The organism is Paenibacillus sp. J2TS4 (assembly GCF_018403245.1).
In the GTDB taxonomy this organism is placed as follows: Bacteria; Bacillota; Bacilli; order Paenibacillales; family NBRC-103111; genus Paenibacillus_L.
Window position 1 is genome coordinate 47,030 of record NZ_BOSH01000017.1, and the last position, 17,336, is coordinate 64,365.

Annotated in this window: 17 protein-coding genes; 7 read left to right on the forward strand and 10 right to left on the reverse strand. The window is 39.7% G+C overall.

Features of this window, described 5'->3' with window-relative positions:
• Nucleotides 1-27 precede the first annotated feature (27 nt).
• Complete coding sequence (locus tag KJS69_RS25550) at nucleotides 28-1,404, reverse strand: hypothetical protein (protein ID WP_213586639.1); 1,377 nt, start codon at nucleotides 1,402-1,404, stop codon at nucleotides 28-30.
• A gap of 53 nt (nucleotides 1,405-1,457) precedes the next feature.
• Here KJS69_RS25550 and KJS69_RS25555 point away from each other — a divergent pair, with 53 nt between their 5' ends.
• Nucleotides 1,458-3,089, forward strand: a complete 1,632-nt coding sequence (locus KJS69_RS25555; protein WP_213586640.1) for a hypothetical protein — start codon at nucleotides 1,458-1,460, stop codon at nucleotides 3,087-3,089.
• Between the two features lie 218 nt (nucleotides 3,090-3,307).
• On the forward strand, nucleotides 3,308-4,810 hold the full coding sequence (locus KJS69_RS25560) for a DNA methyltransferase (RefSeq protein ID WP_213586641.1): 1,503 nt from the start codon (nucleotides 3,308-3,310) through the stop codon (nucleotides 4,808-4,810).
• A gap of 9 nt (nucleotides 4,811-4,819) precedes the next feature.
• Here KJS69_RS25560 and KJS69_RS25565 read toward each other — a convergent pair whose 3' ends face one another.
• The 7 genes from KJS69_RS25565 to KJS69_RS25595 all read right to left on the reverse strand — a co-directional run bounded on the left by KJS69_RS25565 (nucleotide 4,820) and on the right by KJS69_RS25595 (nucleotide 13,218).
• Entirely contained in the window at nucleotides 4,820-5,686 is an 867-nt protein-coding gene (locus KJS69_RS25565; protein ID WP_213586642.1) for a protein NO VEIN domain-containing protein, read from the reverse strand.
• Nucleotides 5,687-5,692: 6 nt separating this feature from the next.
• Nucleotides 5,693-7,462 carry a DEAD/DEAH box helicase gene (locus tag KJS69_RS25570; protein ID WP_213586643.1) on the reverse strand — a complete coding sequence of 590 codons (1,770 nt, stop codon included), beginning with the start codon at nucleotides 7,460-7,462 and terminating at the stop codon, nucleotides 5,693-5,695.
• The gene (locus KJS69_RS25575) at nucleotides 7,462-8,715 is read right to left on the reverse strand and encodes a hypothetical protein (RefSeq protein WP_213586644.1); all 1,254 of its coding nucleotides are present in this window, start codon (nucleotides 8,713-8,715) and stop codon (nucleotides 7,462-7,464) included. Before KJS69_RS25575 ends, KJS69_RS25570 begins: the two co-directional genes overlap by 1 nt.
• A gap of 13 nt (nucleotides 8,716-8,728) precedes the next feature.
• Entirely contained in the window at nucleotides 8,729-9,184 is a 456-nt protein-coding gene (locus KJS69_RS25580; protein WP_213586645.1) for a BglII/BstYI family type II restriction endonuclease, read from the reverse strand.
• Nucleotides 9,185-9,547: 363 nt separating this feature from the next.
• Nucleotides 9,548-10,069, reverse strand: coding sequence for a hypothetical protein (locus KJS69_RS25585; RefSeq protein ID WP_213586646.1), 522 nt, complete (start codon nucleotides 10,067-10,069; stop codon nucleotides 9,548-9,550).
• On the reverse strand, nucleotides 10,060-11,388 hold the full coding sequence (locus KJS69_RS25590; RefSeq protein ID WP_213586647.1) for a hypothetical protein: 1,329 nt from the start codon (nucleotides 11,386-11,388) through the stop codon (nucleotides 10,060-10,062). Before KJS69_RS25590 ends, KJS69_RS25585 begins: the two co-directional genes overlap by 10 nt.
• A 69-nt stretch (nucleotides 11,389-11,457) precedes the next feature.
• Nucleotides 11,458-13,218, reverse strand: a complete 1,761-nt coding sequence (locus KJS69_RS25595; protein WP_213586648.1) for an S-layer homology domain-containing protein — start codon at nucleotides 13,216-13,218, stop codon at nucleotides 11,458-11,460.
• A 250-nt stretch (nucleotides 13,219-13,468) separates the two neighbouring features.
• Here KJS69_RS25595 and KJS69_RS25600 point away from each other — a divergent pair, with 250 nt between their 5' ends.
• From KJS69_RS25600 to radC, 5 genes are all read left to right on the forward strand, one after another.
• Nucleotides 13,469-13,813 carry a helix-turn-helix domain-containing protein gene (locus KJS69_RS25600; RefSeq protein ID WP_249730706.1) on the forward strand — a complete coding sequence of 115 codons (345 nt, stop codon included), beginning with the start codon at nucleotides 13,469-13,471 and terminating at the stop codon, nucleotides 13,811-13,813.
• A gap of 349 nt (nucleotides 13,814-14,162) precedes the next feature.
• Complete coding sequence (locus tag KJS69_RS25605; protein WP_213586650.1) at nucleotides 14,163-14,381, forward strand: hypothetical protein; 219 nt, start codon at nucleotides 14,163-14,165, stop codon at nucleotides 14,379-14,381.
• A 31-nt stretch (nucleotides 14,382-14,412) separates the two neighbouring features.
• A complete protein-coding gene (locus tag KJS69_RS25610; protein WP_213586651.1) occupies nucleotides 14,413-14,598 on the forward strand; it encodes a hypothetical protein in 186 nt (61 codons plus the stop codon).
• Between the two features lie 125 nt (nucleotides 14,599-14,723).
• Complete coding sequence (locus tag KJS69_RS25615) at nucleotides 14,724-14,903, forward strand: hypothetical protein (protein ID WP_213586652.1); 180 nt, start codon at nucleotides 14,724-14,726, stop codon at nucleotides 14,901-14,903.
• A gap of 112 nt (nucleotides 14,904-15,015) precedes the next feature.
• Complete coding sequence (gene radC / locus KJS69_RS25620) at nucleotides 15,016-15,633, forward strand: RadC family protein (protein ID WP_213586653.1); 618 nt, start codon at nucleotides 15,016-15,018, stop codon at nucleotides 15,631-15,633.
• A 358-nt stretch (nucleotides 15,634-15,991) separates the two neighbouring features.
• Here the strand turns inward: radC and KJS69_RS25625 are convergent, their stop codons facing one another.
• Both KJS69_RS25625 and KJS69_RS25630 read right to left on the reverse strand, forming a co-directional pair.
• Nucleotides 15,992-17,047 carry a hypothetical protein gene (locus KJS69_RS25625; protein WP_213586654.1) on the reverse strand — a complete coding sequence of 352 codons (1,056 nt, stop codon included), beginning with the start codon at nucleotides 17,045-17,047 and terminating at the stop codon, nucleotides 15,992-15,994.
• A 69-nt stretch (nucleotides 17,048-17,116) separates the two neighbouring features.
• A complete protein-coding gene (locus tag KJS69_RS25630) occupies nucleotides 17,117-17,299 on the reverse strand; it encodes a hypothetical protein (RefSeq protein ID WP_213586655.1) in 183 nt (60 codons plus the stop codon).
• Between the last annotated feature and the right edge of the window lie 37 nt (nucleotides 17,300-17,336).

Consider the following 17,336-nt stretch of genomic DNA (forward strand, 5'->3'; position numbering starts at 1 on the left):
AATGCAGTAAACAAGGAGTATGCTTTCTTACTCCTTGTTTACATTACAAAAATGCAAACAGTTGATTAGCCTATTACCCCAACTATATGACCATCCACCACTTTCGATACGTTCTGTCCGTTCAAACCAACATTCTGGATTACTAAGCATTTTAATTGCTAATGAAACTGCATCTTGTTTATAATTCTTAATATCTGAAATGTCGCTTCTTACATATTCTCTTATAAACGTTTCTCTATCTGGAATATACTTGAACTTGCAAGAGAATACATTGTAATGATTTTTATATTCGTCATATGCTTCTCCTAATGCAGATGGTGGCTCTATTATCCAATATTCATTTAATGCCCCTCTTTGATTTATGTATTCTCTAATATAGTTATATTCCGTTTCACAAGTATCAGATGTAGCTGAAATGTGCAACGCCCATAAAGCGTTATAAAATATGATGTTATCAGGGTACATCGTCATCTTACCCAAAATCTTAATGCTTTGTTCCAGTATATATTTTACTCCATCTGGCTGTTCTTTTAGTAAGACTGCTAACATGCCAAAGTAAGCACCCGAATAACATGCTATGAAATCATCATATTCTCTACTTAAACCGAAATAAGGTCCTATTTTCTCCATATAACTACTATCCTCTTGCCACCATTTTAACCTGGAGAGATACTGGTTATTTCCTTTAATACAAGTTAAAATAGCCATGTGAATTCCGTAAGAAAAGTGATAAGCTATATAATCTTCATAAAAGTCATTATCAACAAAATTCTCAGTTATCTTTCTATCTAAAAATCGTATAAATTCACTATTCATTAAAGGGATATATTGAGCTAAATGTGCATAGACCGGCAAGATTTCACTCCATTTATGCTTGTAAAGACCCTCTAAATGAAAAAGAATATTAGTTATATTAACGTCCTCCCATTCTTTTTCAAAAGTAAACAATTCAATTAGATCATGTATGTTAATGTCTTGGTTTATTCTTCTATGTTGAGATATTACATCTAGTATTAGTTTGTTAATATCACCTTTCTTAACTTCATAAACCCTATAGTTATTTCTTCCATATTGGTGCTCCAGATCAATTATTACTGCTGGATCGTTCCCAGAATCCACAAAAACATGAAAGAAAAACAACGGCTTCTCAAACTCATAATTGGGTTTGCTGTATATCTTCATTGGATTTGCCGATGAGCCATTGGCAGAATAACTTTCAATTTCGAAAATCATTATTGGATACTTGATATCGTTGTTATCAATAAACCATGCTATATCTATTGCTTGTTTATTTTCACCTTTTTTTACAGGGTATTCCGTCTCAACATGGTAGTTTAGTGCTTCACCAAGTTCCTTAAGAATCGTGAGCACTACTTTACCTTTTGCAAGCGTGTGCCTTCCCATTCCAGATCACCTTTTATTTTCAAAATATTGTACAAAGAACTGAGGTGGACAATTTGCTAACCGAAAGAGATATAAGAATAATAAGGAAAATTGAAAAAGAATATGTGGATGAAGAATACAAAAAATATAAAATTATCTACAGAGCAAATGATTTGACTATCCCACTTCTATTGAAATTTCTAGGAGATTTCATTCGTGATCTTGACAATGATAATTCACTAAAATTAATAAATTATTTACAGCGGAATTATCTTAATTCTCATGTTATAAGTGGTGTTGAGCACTGTTTTAGATGGTTGAGTAAGAAGCCCGCAATCACTCTTCCTACTTCTATTTACACATCTCATGAAGCGGAATCAGAAATAAAGAATCTTATTGGATGGGCAATTCAGTATAGTAAAATATCAATTAATTATGTTGCTTGGTCACGTGGACTAATTCATGCAACTCTTCATGAAACAAAAAAACATATAAGTTTTGCAGTACCTGAAGAGGCTAACATTAAATTTATTATTTATCAGTCTGTTAGCGAAAAAAAGCATTGGGACACCTACATTGATTCTATCCCATACGTCGAATTAAAAGAAGGGTTTCCAGTGTGGATCAAAAAATGCACTTTCGAAATTGATAATTATGAGATACCGTGGAATTTATATAAAGGTACCTCTGCTCACTCTGCAGTACTTAAAATGATGAGCAACACCATTTTGCCAGAATTACCCTATAACACCAACTTGGGTGATTATACACTAGGAGAGTTTAGAAAGTTATTCACAGCACTTTTCATTAATTTTACGTACTATACCTGGGTTGAAGATTATTATGATAAGAAGTTCGGATCTGAAAATATATTTGGCTCAAGTCCGGTTTGTTTGCCAGAAGGGGATATGGTGTCATGGCTTTCAGAAATGAGCGATGTGGATAAAATATCAATAAAGAGTATGTTACAAGACTTAATATTCGATGTTAGTAATTTTCACTCAAAGTTAGTTTATCAGCCTTTCATAGCATCTTTTAACAACATCTATACATTGCCAAGACTTATCGCTAGAATTAATCCGGCTAGATCGCTTACTGGAGCGTTGAATAAAGGGAATAAGAAGAAAATATATGACCGTCTTATATGTGATCTAGAGCAGGCCAACTTATTAAAAATTCAGTCCTTCTTCAATAGATATGGCTTTACTACCTATAAGGAAAAAAAGCTTACCATAAATGGTAAACAACTTTCCCCAGACCTACTCATTTTTGATGAAAAAAATAATGATCTTTTAATCCTTGATTATAAACATTTTCTTGCTCCACTCGGGGCCTCAGAAGTTGCTTATAAAATGTCAGAAGCTAAAAAGGGTATTAAACAAGTTAAAATGTACTTTGACATATTATCTTCAAACAAAGAATACTTAGAAAAGTTGTTTGGGAAAAATAATATTAACATTTATGGTTTATTGTTATTTCGTTGGCCGACCCCCATTCCATTATCTTCAATACCAGAAGTTAATATTACTGATTGGTTATCCTTGCAGGAGTTTTTTTCACGAAATTCAAATGGGACAATACAGGAGACTATTAATTGGATTCAAAAACGCGATGATCTAAACGAATACACAAAACAAATATCATGGCATACTGAAGATATTTCAGTAGGTAATTGGACTATAAGCACAATGATTGCATCATTATAATAACCTAGCCAGTTGCTTACCATGCAACTTGTGGATTTTGTCTCTATCGCTGGAATACATACTTCAAGGGAAAGAAAAATAGTAAATTTTTGTGTCTAGACACCAAGATACAATGGTGTCTTTTTTCATAGCTATAAAAATCGGACAATTTGTAGATCTTGATTGACATAGTTGGTATAATAAAGCTTGTAGTGTCTAGGAAGGAAGGAAGCTTATCAATGGACAAAGATAATATAAAAATTAATCAAAATAAATTGAATGTGTATTTGAACACAAGCTCTGTTCACATCAGTAGTATTTTTTCAAAGAAAAAACCCTTTGTCGATCTTATTGTAACCTCTCCACCATATTGGAATATGAAGAAATACGGAGATGTTGAAGACCAGACAGGGTACAAACAATCGTACGACGAGTATCTTGCTGATATAAAAAAAACATTTGAAGGTGTTTATGATATATCTAAAGAGAATGCATCACTATTTGTCATTGTCGATACTATGAAACGTAATGGAAAGATGGTTAGATTGCCGGATGATATATCCAAAGAATTAGAATCCATCGGATGGATTCACCAAGATACAATAATATGGGACAAGGGCAAAACTCTGCCCTGGTCTCGAAAAGGCCAGATGAGAAATGTCTTTGAGTACATTTTAATGTTTACCAAAAGTGATTCATATAATTATTACATCGATCGTATTAAGACTGTAGATGAACTTATGGAATGGTGGATTGATTATCCCGAAAGATATAACCCTGATGGAAAAGTTCCAGAAAACATTTGGAAGTTCACAATACCCACTCAAGGTAGTTGGGGGAACAAGAAAGAGTTTGGGGAAGAAGAGTTTCGTCATGCATGTCCGTTCCCTCCTGAAATGATGGCACGGATACTATTATTATCATCGAACCCCAACGATGTGGTGTTAGATCCGTATGCTGGAACAGGCATTTTACTTGCAGTGGCACAGAAAATGGGGAGACGTTTTATAGGCTTTGATACAAACGCGGACTATAAAAAAGTGTTTGAACAGGTCACGCTCCCTCTAATTGCTGATAAGTGGCCTTATATTGAGGCAGAATATAATTATCAAACTGAACTGAAGGCAATAATGAGAGAGGCAATCTATAAGCTACGTGTGTTAAAATATCAAAAAGCATTAATTAAAAAGTTACGACCATTGATATCTCCAGAACCATACAATAAAAATAAATTTACTCGTCCGATTCTCCTAAATGTGGCTTTGGCTCATAACTTAATGCCAGAACCACTAGAAGATCAAAAAATCGGTAGAGTAGACTACTTTATGGTGATCAATGAAGAAACTATAGACTACGAAGCTCTTGTAACCCATATTAATAAGCTTACTAGTAAAGCACCATTCACAAAATACGGTTTATTGACCACAAATCAGATAATTACAATAGCTCAATTACAAAACTATCTAACACAAAACCCTCATAACAATCTATATCTATATGTTAACGGCAATACAAAGGATTACAAGAAAGAAATCAATGCACAAGAAATTCTAAATATATTAAATTCTGGAGAATTACTATTCAATCTATTTGATAAAGACGTACCGCCATTGATAAGTAATATAAGAATTGAACAACAGGAATACAGTGCCATCCCTGCAATTAAATACGAGAAAAAGACCTATTTAAACGAATTAATAAAAGAAGATACTCTATTTGATATGATCGATTTTGATAATTAGTGCGGAGGGCTATATGCCCTCCATTTCTCTGTATGGCTTCAATTCATCTTTTCCATATTCAATTCTTACAGTCTCCCAGTTACCGTTACCTTCATTATGAGGAATACTCAACTTAATAAAATCTGGAGTTAAGATATACAACACTGGAGTAGGAGTTAAAGACCAGATGTGAAAGAGATAGTTTTTTGTTAACGAGGCCACATTCCATTCGTTCTCTGTGATGAAGATAGTAATCTTGTCTGAAGTACTGATGGTAGCCTTTACCTCTATGCTTAAGTTTGAGGCATCATATTCACTTACTTTTGAAAGAATATCAAACCCCACAAAATTACTTTCAAATGACTTCCACACAGGAGTAATACCGAGCCTTTTTTCTTCGTACTGTAATGAAAGGAGTTCTCCTCTTCTGCCTATTGAACTCTTCTTCTCTTCAAGTCCTCTTCTGGAGAACGTCCCCAGCATATCCCACCAATAAACCGTAGATTCATCTAACTTATAATCACCAAGTAGATCTGCTTCCTCAAAGCACTGTATAATTTCCTTAGGAAAGTGTTGTAAAGCTTCAGTGCGACCATAATGAAGGACTTTTGACCACCGGGGTTTTGATGTATAAATATAATGTTTTAATTGATTTCTAAGCTTTTCGGTTGTTGATCGAGCTTCCAGTATCTCTAAACCTTTGCTTGTGACCTGTAGGAACCCTGATGGACTAATTTCAAGCCACCCACAAGATTTACACATGTCAATTACATATGGAGTGCTAGCTACATATATTTTGGTGAATTGTTCTAAAATCTCATTTATTGTTAATAAGTTTTCTCGTACAAGTTTTATTAACCTTTGAGAAGAGTATAGTATCCCTACTGAAACGGACATGGACATTTAACTCCCCTTCAAATGTCTTACAAAGTCATTAATATCTTCGATAGACAAGGAATCTTCAAAGTTCTCTGGGCTCACATATTCAGGTTCAATTCTGATGGAATCATCACTTAAAACCTCGGACATTCTATCGATCTTAATCTTTAACCTTCTCTCAACCGACTCGTCAATACTATCAGGACATATGAGTATCTCAACCTCTGTATCAACATCTTCTGGTAGCCCAAGTCTGTGTATTCTGTCTACTGATTGAAGAAACTGTGCCGCATTATAATTTCTATCTAGGTAGATGGCATTGTGACATACTGTATGCAAACTAATACCTTCGCTTGCCGCGGCAGGATTGGCAATCAAAACCAAGGCATTGGAATCATCATGAAATCTCTTTATTTTCCCTTCACGTGTAAAATCATCGTCTTCACTGCCTGCATCTACACCACCATGAATATAATCTGCCCCTAAATCTTCTAATCTTACCTTTAACAATTCAATGTTTTCAACAAATGTTGACCAGACAATACTCTTTTTACCCTGCCTTGCCAATTGACGAACTCGATTACAAACATATTCTATTTTGGGGCTTTTTTCTTCTGCAATAATCTCTGAAATAACCTCATCATGACCCTTAATATTTTTCAGTATTAGCGACGGATTAGATGTGAGTTGAAGCATTCTAATAACACTTCTCCCCATTGTTCGAAGCATATTTCTTTGATTAGCTCTCAGATTTTCAATCTGTCTTGCTTCCTCAGAACGCAATAGATCATACAATTTTTTTTGTGAAACACTCATTGGAATAGTTACTATTTTATATTTTGGTTCCTTTAGGCCTAATTCTGCCTTGGTTGTTCTCACATAAATCGTACGTATTGTTTCCAATACACTTTCTTCATCCACTTCAATTTCAGGATACAAAAAATTGAATTGTGCAACTAAATCATACGGTGAATTTGGCATAGGAGTTCCCGACATTATTAACTTTTCTGTCGGCAAATGAGACAGAGATAATATTGCCTTTCCTGTAACAATTTCTTCTCCGCTTTTAATACGATGGCTTTCGTCTAAAAACATGATTACTGACTTTCCTGACAAATATGACGATATTAAATTAATAACTCGTGGTAATTGTTGATATGTTATTATCATTTTATCGGGTGCTTTTTTGAGTGCTACTTCAATAGCACGCTCACCACCTGTCAACCTGACAATTGAAGGGGCGTCCGGCTTACATATACTTAACTGCTCATCCCATGCGGCAAATGCATTTTTAGGTGCAACTATGAAGAGTACTGAATTTTCTTCCTTTTTAAGATAGTAATATGCTAGTGCCTCCGTAGTTTTCCCTGCCCCTGGTACGGAAAATGTCGCCGCCGCAGGTAGTGAAGCTAACTTAGCCACATTTCTTAACTGGTGACTTGTCAGTTTTCGTTTAAATCCTACTTCACTTAATTTATTTAAAATTTCTTCCTCTGAAACTGGACTAACGCGATCAATCTCTTTAAATTTTGAGCGTTTGGTATTGGCTATAACTAGAAGTTCTTTGGCTCTAGGTGAAAATTCTATACGAAGGTGATATTTAACAGCTACTAGTCGAATTGATCTTCTAACCGATAAGAATACCCACCATGGCATCGAGAGGCTTTGATCACTAAATATGTTGATATCGCCCCGCTCTTGGCAGACTCGCCTGATTTCCCCCCAAGCTAAAGACTCTTCTTCCATAGACAAATGAGCACTATGTGAATCCTCCAGATATTCAATGAATAACATTAATTTAGCAACTCCCTCAGTTTTTCAATCGATACTTTCAACTCATCAAGCTGAGATAATATCCCTGTTGTATCTGTTTCATTGCTAAATCCAACTATTGCATTTTTCATTGCTGTATTAGCCTTATTAATTTGGGATAAAACGAATTTCTTATTTTTAATTTCTCTTTCAGTTTCTTTCTGTTCTCTGATAACATCATCCACAACTTCAATAACACGTTCATTATTGTCTTTTTCACTCAGTGCAATAATTAAAGATTCTAGTTCACTCTGCTCATCATCAAGTAATTCTATATCATCATCAGTTTCAATATTTCCGTTAATCTCTAATTCGTTTTGCAGGACGGTAATAATTTTATCAAGATTATCTTCGACAGCAGGGATTGCTCCCCAAAGTCTCCCCGATTCAGTTGGATTCGATAATAAAGTATAAGCAATAGAAGTAAATACTGTCTTCTTGTCAGGATCCTTTACCTTGTTTCTAGATTTTTTAAGCTGTTTGAAAGCGAACTCTTGCTTATTGACTTGCTCGTATTGTTTTGACTTTCCCTGGCTCTCCAAGTACATATCTACATGGTGAAGAGTATCAAGAATATCTTCTATTTGAGAGTTTGACTTTCCGTATATTGATGCAAGTCTATCTATAGTATACCCATGTTTTGTGTGCCTGTTTCTCAACATACACGCTTCGGATATCCAATTATAATCAGCCCTAATATCAGTATCAATTTGCAAGCGGGCCTCTAATTCATCAATATCCTTTTCTTCACATGGATCTAATATAATAACTTCAATGTGTTGAAACTTGTGATACTTGTTTTCATCTTCATTTAATAGTTCTCTAAATGTACAAAGACGGCGATTTCCATTAACAACAAAACCAGTATGAGTCAAAATTAAAGGTTCAACTTGATCTTTTTCTCTAAAAAATTTAATTATATTTTTTTCGTTCGATCCTAATAATTCCTTTAATAATGTATGTTGTATCTCTTGAGCTTCAACATTCTCCTCATCTCGTTCAAAAAAATCGGATGGGTATGAAGAACTGTTTTTAGAAAGAAAACTCTCCTGCGATGCCTGTGTTCTTCCATTTGCCAATCTATATTTAGGAAGCCCTACAGGAATCTTGTGTATGGTATAGAACTGTCGTTCATTTTGAAATACAAGTGGGAACTTAGGCTTTTTGGGATCATCGATTCTTCTTAATTCTTCAAGGTAGCTAACTCTTTTGGGTAACGGCCATCCGAATTCCATAGTAATTCCTCCTCTATTCAATTCCAATAATTAGTATGGGTATTGTTATAATGTGCTTATATAAGTTTAGTTCCTCAACGAGACGTTCAAAATTCACAATGTTACTCCCCATTTTTAAAGATGCATTTTTGGTCGGGAGTATATAAATTGCAGATGATGCTTTATCTTTAATATATAAAGACTGCAATTTTAAAATATCGGCATAAAACCTACTAACATTTCCTGTTTGAAGACAAAGCCCTATATCCCCTTTCATTGAAGTTATTGTAATATCATTACTAGAGTCAATCCTGGTTTTATCTGACCACACCAAATTAAACAGCAATTCTAAAACGATTTTTCTTAGCTTTGTCGCTGATCCTTTTCTTACTTCAAACAAAGTATCTTTTAATGCCAAAATAATAGGTTCAACGATTTCAGATGGTATAGCTTGATCACCAAAATGGTGTGATGAAATAACTAGTCTCAAGTGGTTTCCTCCTGTGCTTGTATCTCTATAGCAACTTAAGGCCTATTTCTATAGTTATATAAATTTACAGGGTATACCAATATGCTACAACAATAAAAAGATGGGAACAACCATTGGTGACAAATATATTGAAGGAGATTACTTTTTGTAACGTGAATTGGGAGTGAATTTGTCAAATTCAATAAATCTCCTCGCCGTACCTCCGCAATTATTAGTCAATCCGCATATGATTCTATGAATTACATTTTCAAGCGAGTGATTTACACCAACTCAATCCTTACTTATATCATATATCGTTATTTTCTCGAAATTGTAACGTAACCAAAAAAGCTGACCCCGAAGGCTCAGCATTCATTAACTATTCTATTTGAGAAAGAAGAAAATCAACATAGATAAGAATGCAACAATGGCAACCCATATACCCAACCTTCCGGCCACAGGTTTTTCCCGCGATCTCCGAGTGTCGCGAATCATCTGCACCTGTTCGTACAGGAATTCAATGTGGGATGCTGTTCGCGTATGTACTCCCTTTGCTTTGTCCAGTTCATCCAGAATTTCATCCATTACAGCGATGTTTTGAGCATGGTATACGGCCAGTGTCAGAACAAGCTTGATTGTCGTCTGCTGAGCTTGCGTTAAATCTCTCATGAGCGTAATCAATTCTCGGTTCGTGGAGCCAGTGATTGAACCAACAACGCGACCAACCACGCCTTGATTCTCCAAACGGTCTAGCCGATGCTCTATGGAAGAAAGTTGCGAGAGCGATTGTTGTACGATGGCTTTTACCTGAGTCTGATCAACCAGTCTTGGATTTTCTTGTACGGCTTCGTTTATTTGCCTTTGATTTGGAAGCCTAATCATATCTTTTTGCTCATTTAACTCCATCTGTTACCGCCTCCTTTCATGCGATCTCGCAAGCTGTCAAAACGGGATAGAATGCTGTCTGCATGCTGGCTATAATCAATCCGCATACCGTTGTTGCTGTCCCGCTCCACCCTGTTGTAGATGGTATCGGCCTGCATTCGGTCAGCACTCATGTCATCTACAGTCGAGACGGCCCTTGCCAATGCTCGTCCGTTCACCTCGGTGAGTTGAGCGACATAGACCGTGCCGCCCGCTAACAGTTGGACATTAGCGTGGACAGCTTTGGTTGAAGTTAGAACCTCTCCAAACATGCCGTCATCGTATGCCTCATCCATTAAGCGGCGGAGCGATGTGCCGACTACAAACCCAATACCGAAACCGATGATACCGCCCGGAATGAAAAGCGATAAACCAGCCAATGCTCCGCCCGTAATAGCCCCCTTTACTCCATCTTTAGCAATCTTCCTTTTCATCTCATCAAGTGTGATTTTTCCGCTTTTATATTGCATATACGTCAGTAAGCTGGATATGCCAACAGAAATAACCGCTCCAATAGCCGCTCCGCCAATGACTTTTTCAGCAACTGCACCCGGCGTCATGCTGACGGCCAGTTGTTCATTCAGAACTTTACTGCTCAGTTCCTGTGCTGAGCTCTGATTATCTTGGAGGGTTCCCATGACCTTCGTAGGATTCGGAATCCCCATTTCGTGAGCACGATCAATCAGTTCCTGCGGCCCCACAAGTACAGTTGTAGACTTGTAATGGTCATTGTTAAGGAAGTCCTTTATCGTGCTGTTAATACTGTCTGCCGAACGAAGAGTTTTGACTTGATATTCCCTGATAATTTCTCCCGTCAAACGGTTCACTTCAATCGCATCTATGCCAGGGGTATTGCTGATGATTCTGCCATCCGCATTACGAGGGAAATCGATTTTCGTAAAGAGACTGCGGATACTGCCTTGCATTTCGCGAATGAAATCTACTTCTCCAGCGGCGTCCCCTTGAATTTTGCTAAGTGCATTTGCCGCGGCGTTGTTGCTTCCCTGTAATTGTTCTGCAAGCCACTCTTTGAAACCATCGACCGTTTTGAATGCTTCTACATTCGGGAATTTTTCTTGCAACGTCTGAGCAATCTGCACTTCTCGGACAAAGGCATCGGTGCCTTCAAATACGCCCGGGATACCGTTTATGGCCACTTCATAGGTGGGAATCGTTGTAGACATATTCATGAAATTGGAGATGCCTTTTTCAGAAAGATTGTAGTGGAGATGCCGAACACCAACAGTGCTCATGATACTGTGGTCTCTTCGGCATTTTTTACAATAATAGCTGTTGTTCAAATCTTGTCCCTCCCTGAGGTAAACATACAACAAAGGGAGCACTGGGCTCCCGTTCGCTAATGATCTTTTTTACAGATTGATTCGGCGAATTGCTTTGTTGTCATCGTCGTACACAATGACGTTGCCGTTGCTATCAAAGTCCACATGCATGATTTTCTTAATCGGATTGCCGTCATTGTAGACCAAGTCATTCCCGTTTATGAACGTAGTCAGCTTTCCATCTGTAGTCAGCTCATAAATCGTTGCACCGTTTGATACATAGAACTTGCCGTTATGCGATGTGACGGTATCGAATTTCATATTTCCGAAAGAGATAATCGAATCCACTTTTCGAGGATACAGTTTTATTCTGCTTAATTCTTTATAGGCGGTATGAAAGGTATACAGGCTGTCTGGTGTCACGATGGCATCTACAATCGCTTCATTAAACCAGCTCAGGTTTGCTCCTGTCCCATCTTTGGAGTTGGCAATCACTTCTGCTTCTTTTCCCAAATTGCCCTCAAAAATCATACTGGAACTAAGAGTCACATTATGACCCCCAAAGATCACCGCACCCTGATCGGAGAATCTCATAAATTTACTCCAATGAAGCTGAGGGGCGAAGGAGAATGTAGCTAATTGAACATCAGAGCTAATATCATGAATAGTACTGAAATAATCGCCAAAACAGCTGTTGTCAGGTGTGATATCTACCGAACATCTCGTTCCCCAAAGGTACAACTTGTTATTTGCAGGATTGAATCCCAACAGATTTGGTGTAAATGCAGTGTGATCGTAATGTGTCACGGTAGTGCCATCTTGATGGTTCCAGTCAAATTCTGCATTCATCGTTTTGAACGTCTCTACAGTGCCGTTTGAGTTATTGAATTTCCGAACCTTTTTTATTTTGGTGTCCAGAAAGAAGATGTTATTGCTGTTATCAATCGCCATGCTGTCAACCTGATTGATTTTGGCTATCCTTACTGGCCCATCCACATCACCTTCTCCGTTCCCTCCAACAAGAGTATCCACACTAAATTTTTCTGTTGAAGACGGCTGTTGTGGCTGATTCGGTGATGAAGGGTTCGTCGTTTGATTCGGTTGCGGTTGCGTTGGCGTCGGTGTTTGGGTCGATGAATCGCCGCCTCCTACACCTTTATTGTCATTGCCGAATTGGTAGGCACGCCATAGCATTACAGTAGCTTCTGCCCGGGTAACTGTTGCTTGCGGGCGGAAGGTTTCATCCGGGAAACCGGATACCAATCCATTTTCAACTGCGACGGCAACATAGTCTTTTGCTGATTCAGAAATACCAGCGTAATCCTTAAACATTGCTTCAATTGTACTGTGATCCGGTAAACGGTTAACATCGTACCCTTTTAGTTTAACGAGAGCGACGACAATATCTTCCCGCAGAGCTGGTGCAGATGGATTGAATATGTATTGCCCGTTTGCCGTACGATAACCTGTCATGTAGTCTTTGACTGCTTCAACGAATGGCGAAGCCCAGTTTGTAACCGGGACATCTGAGAATGATGAGTAATTAACCTTCTTTGCTTGAATGCCGGATGCTGTCACCATGATTTTTGCGAATTCAGCTCTGCTGATTGTATTATTTGGACGAAACTTATTGTCAGGATAACCATCAATCACTTTCCTGCTGACCATTTCGGCAATATACTTATACGCCCAGTGGGTGGATTGCAGATCGGTGAATGACACGGTTGGCGTAGTGCTCGGTGTATCTTTCCATTCTTCCCCGTATTCAGGCAGTGCCGCTGATGCCGTTCCAATCAAATTGAACATTAATAATGCAGTAATAAGTAGTGTTACGAGTTTCCTCGTCAACATGGGGCTTCTCCTCCTTTGACTATCATAATTTTAGATTCTTCGAGTATTCTGAGAACAATATGTACTCTGCTTTGCCGTGGATGCCCTCCTTTGTTGAAGATTGTAGAATCTTGGAAGAATACAGACAGGCCTATTATACTATAATTACCCTTATACGTTAAGTTATATTGTGTCACTATGATAGGATAAAAGTCTTGTCTTCAGTCTACTAATCTGAAGTAGAGGTGATGGCATGGCGGAGTTTATAATAATGGTAGGTGAGCAAATCCGAAAGATACGGAAGCTCAAAGGAATGACACAAGAGCGGCTAGCGGAGCGATCCGGTCTTAGCTTCAGCTATATAAGCGACGTAGAAAGAGGCACTCGCAATATATCATTAGAATCTTTAGGTAAAATCATCAGTGCATTGGGTGTTAAACCCATTCACCTGTTTCAGGATATAGATGAATTATCTGTACAGATTGGCAGTGATGAGATTCGAACCAAGATCGAGGATTTAAATGCATTATTGAGTGAACGCAATGCTGATGAAGTGGACTTTGTGATAAAAATGGCCCGGGAGTTTCTGAACACGATTGATCGAAAGAAGCGATAACGTTCAATTCTGATTATCGGCCCTTTATGGGGGAAAATTACATACATTTTCGGGCGGTACCACCATCCCTTTTAACGAAGGGGTGGCCTGCCGTTTCATGCCCTACCCCTATTTATAAGGACTGCTTTCTGCTGTTGATACAGTAGATCGCAGTCCTTTTTACTATCCGCATCTTCCATATGTTGTTTGCTTCGGAGGTATCAAGCCACTGATAAACCGCCGCGACAAGAATATAGCAATTTTTTGTTTAAGATTGCCCGCTCACATGTTGAGAGGGCTTATTGGCGTTGCGTGACAGAGATCAAGTCACCGGCAGTGAGATGATGCCGGACAAAGGAGATGAATGCAGATGGTAGTCAAGAAAGGTTTGCCCGTGGAAATGCAGGAGCTGTTGAAGCAGTTGGTCATGAACGGAGGCATTCGCATGGCCGGGACGGTGCTGTACACCTACTGCCGCCGAATGTACCAAGTCGATGATGAGACCGCCGCTCGCTGGATGGTCGCGTACTTTCAACGGGAATTCCCTCAGCAGTTACAACGGCATCGTGATCGCATTGCCAAGGCTTAATACAACTTTATTCAGAGAGGAAGATCAAACCATGAATTATCAATCATTCAAGAGCAACAGTTCCAAAGAGTATTTAGGGTTTTGTGAGCAGAAGGGATTCATCTACAGCGTGCAATTGGATGCCGGTCGATATGCTGTCGTCGCCTTGAATAACGGACAAGTGACAACGCTGATCCAATTTGCTGTTCAACCATACGCAGTGCGGATGGAGGTTTAGTTTATTCAACTTTTTGCAAATCAATTGTAGAAGCATTCGGTTCCTCCATAAGAACCGTACAGGTGGCCGCATCGTCATGAGACGACAGCAGGCTATTTTTATTGCCTTGAAGGGAGGTGAAGGGTATGAAGACGATTCGTCATTTGAAGGCTCAGAAGGCTCGCTTAAAAGCCATCATGCAGATGATGGACAGTGAAGCCAGTTTCGAATCAGAAGACGGGAGAAAGTATGCTCAGGCTCTTGTGAAGCTCGTCCTGATTAACATGCAGATCGAGGAAATAGAAAAAAAAGCCGCCCGCATATGAGGCGACTCAAAGAAAAACTACTTGTCATTATCTTATCGAACAATATCATATTTCGCAATGGGAGAAGTCGAATCTGGCTTCTCCTATTTGTGTTTACAGGAGGAAAAGTCTTATGAAACATGTAAATGAACTGAATATGATCAAATCACTGCTTGGTGATGCAATTGCTGAAAAGCCCGGCTCCTATATTGTAGATGAAATCTTTAAACGCTTTCCCACCATGCAGGAATTGATGAACATCACTGAGTATGAATTACTGTCCATTAAGGGGATTGGCAAAGTACGTGCCAAGCAGGTGATTGCTACTTTGCAGTTGGCACGCAGATTGAGCAGGCCAGCTTGTACTGAGCCGAATATCATCCGCAGACCGCAAGATGCGGCTGAACTGTTGATGCCAGAGATGAGGTATCTGCAACAAGAACATTTCACAGCCTTGTTCTTATCGACCAAGAATAGCCTCATAGGACAACCAGAGACACTTTCCATCGGTTCGCTCAATGCCGCCATTGTCACGCCTCATATGGTGTTTAGAGCGGCTGTAAAGCGATCTGCGGCTTCCGTATTAGTTTGTCACAACCACCCAAGTGGCGATCCAACTCCATCACCGGAGGACATCCAGATAACAAAAAGGCTGGTCGATAGCGGACACATTGTCGGGATCGAAGTTTTAGATCATCTGGTGCTGGGTGACGGTCGCTACATCTCCATGAAAGAGCAAGGATTGATGTAGACCATGCGTATGAGTTAATTGCATCGATTATAAGGAACGTGGGGTGAAGGAGGCCGCTCGCTATCGCTCGCGGCCCGCCAACGATCATGCAAGTAAACCCACCCCTCCGCCCCTGAGGGGAACGCAAGGACTACCGCCCTTGCATCCCGTCACTCGCCGTTCGGCGTCCCTTAGCTGACGCTAAGGGCAAGCAGGAGTGTCTGCCGCAGGGAACCGCTCATTCAAGGGTAAAGGGTTCGCCCCTGCGGCCCTTGACTGGCTTCCTGCGGCTCATCGACACACTCGGGTGCAAAGCGAATACTGATGGAAAGACGGGGCCGCTCGCTTCGCTCGCGGCCCCACCTGCAACTTGCCTACTTCATACATCGGTAAAGTAGCTTTGCCGCAGCCTGTATTTCTCTTTGCCGACATACGGTTCTAAAGGGGCTCTGGTACAATGTAGATTTATCGGATCAATCCGCACCGTTCTGTAAGTTATCGTGTCTTTCCCGCTCCAGCTTGCTTTCAACAAGGCATAACTCTTGAACGTGAAGTATAGCCTTGGGGAACCGGACATCCATTTATCGAGGTCGGTACGGAAGGTCGAACCCAGATCAATGATCGGCTTCTTGAACGCTTCGTGTGCCTTGAGTTTTCTCTTCTCATCTGCATCAAGAGACATGAATGCTTCCTGAAACGTGCCGTACTTTTTGATTCTCCGCATGATCTTATCTTTGCCGCTGAATTTGTCAGTGTCTACAACGATCATATGCTTCATGGCATCCGCCCGCTCATCGAATAAGAACTGAAGCAGTGTTTTCCTTGTATGCTTGTCCTTCTGTCTTCTTGTCCGTTCAATACGTGTCCATGTGGTATCAGCCAGTCCCTGCTCTTCTGCCTTATCGTAATTTTTGACTTGTTGCAACCCCCGTTTTCCATACAGGAAGGTCTGACCAAGATTGCGATAATCATTCGGCGGTTTCTTTTGATAGCCGACGTAGAGACGCTTGGATAGCTCCTCCGACGTTATGAACTGGAGACAATCGACTTTGTCATCGCTCTTCACGATGTATGCGTCATAATGGTTGCCAAGCACCAGATCGACCAGAGCCAGCACTGCATCGGGTGTGAGACGGTGCTTCCATGGATTCAGCATAATCGAAGTCACGGGGGCCAGTGGATTCATCTGTGACCATTGCACGCTGAACAGGTCATGTACCAGCTTGTTCAGGCAGAAGGAATCATCGTCATCGGCATGGAACCTCGCGGGCCGAATAAGATCAATGAATGGTTGTCTCGGCAGGACACCCGCTCCAATAATCAGCTTGTCATAGGGACAGATGAAATTCTCATCCGTTTCGACTGACAGGAGGTTTTGAATGACCGGAACGCTGTTTAGAATCGCCGTTACCCGGTGTCTGTTGTACAAAAACATGATGGTTTCACCTCAAGTATCAAGAGGGCTTGAAGCCTTGTGGGGTAAGGGTTTCAGCCCTCTCGGTTGTCATTCTTCTCGACCAGTTGTTAGAGATTCATCTTCTGCTTCCGATGGGTGATCCAACACGCGATTCAATGCCAGAGCAAGCCCCTCAATAAAATCTTGTTCTTTCTTTCGCTTGTCGTGAACGATCTCAAACACATCATCAATCTCGTCCAGGTCAATGCCAATATCGCGGATAAAGTCCATAGCAACCTCCAGATTATTTATATTTAAGTATTTGTAA

Coding starts and splice junctions, on each gene's coding strand:
- KJS69_RS25570 (WP_213586643.1), bottom strand. CDS start 7,462: ATGTTATTCATTGAATATCTGGAGGATTCACATAGTGCTCATTTGTCT.
- radC (WP_213586653.1), top strand. CDS start 15,016: ATGAAACATGTAAATGAACTGAATATGATCAAATCACTGCTTGGTGAT.
- KJS69_RS25565 (WP_213586642.1), bottom strand. CDS start 5,686: ATGTCCGTTTCAGTAGGGATACTATACTCTTCTCAAAGGTTAATAAAA.
- KJS69_RS25625 (WP_213586654.1), bottom strand. CDS start 17,047: ATGTTTTTGTACAACAGACACCGGGTAACGGCGATTCTAAACAGCGTT.
- KJS69_RS25610 (WP_213586651.1), top strand. CDS start 14,413: ATGAATTATCAATCATTCAAGAGCAACAGTTCCAAAGAGTATTTAGGG.
- KJS69_RS25560 (WP_213586641.1), top strand. CDS start 3,308: ATGGACAAAGATAATATAAAAATTAATCAAAATAAATTGAATGTGTAT.
- KJS69_RS25600 (WP_249730706.1), top strand. CDS start 13,469: ATGGTAGGTGAGCAAATCCGAAAGATACGGAAGCTCAAAGGAATGACA.
- KJS69_RS25575 (WP_213586644.1), bottom strand. CDS start 8,715: ATGGAATTCGGATGGCCGTTACCCAAAAGAGTTAGCTACCTTGAAGAA.
- KJS69_RS25615 (WP_213586652.1), top strand. CDS start 14,724: ATGAAGACGATTCGTCATTTGAAGGCTCAGAAGGCTCGCTTAAAAGCC.
- KJS69_RS25550 (WP_213586639.1), bottom strand. CDS start 1,404: ATGGGAAGGCACACGCTTGCAAAAGGTAAAGTAGTGCTCACGATTCTT.
- KJS69_RS25605 (WP_213586650.1), top strand. CDS start 14,163: ATGGTAGTCAAGAAAGGTTTGCCCGTGGAAATGCAGGAGCTGTTGAAG.
- KJS69_RS25630 (WP_213586655.1), bottom strand. CDS start 17,299: ATGGACTTTATCCGCGATATTGGCATTGACCTGGACGAGATTGATGAT.
- KJS69_RS25585 (WP_213586646.1), bottom strand. CDS start 10,069: ATGGAGTTAAATGAGCAAAAAGATATGATTAGGCTTCCAAATCAAAGG.
- KJS69_RS25595 (WP_213586648.1), bottom strand. CDS start 13,218: ATGTTGACGAGGAAACTCGTAACACTACTTATTACTGCATTATTAATG.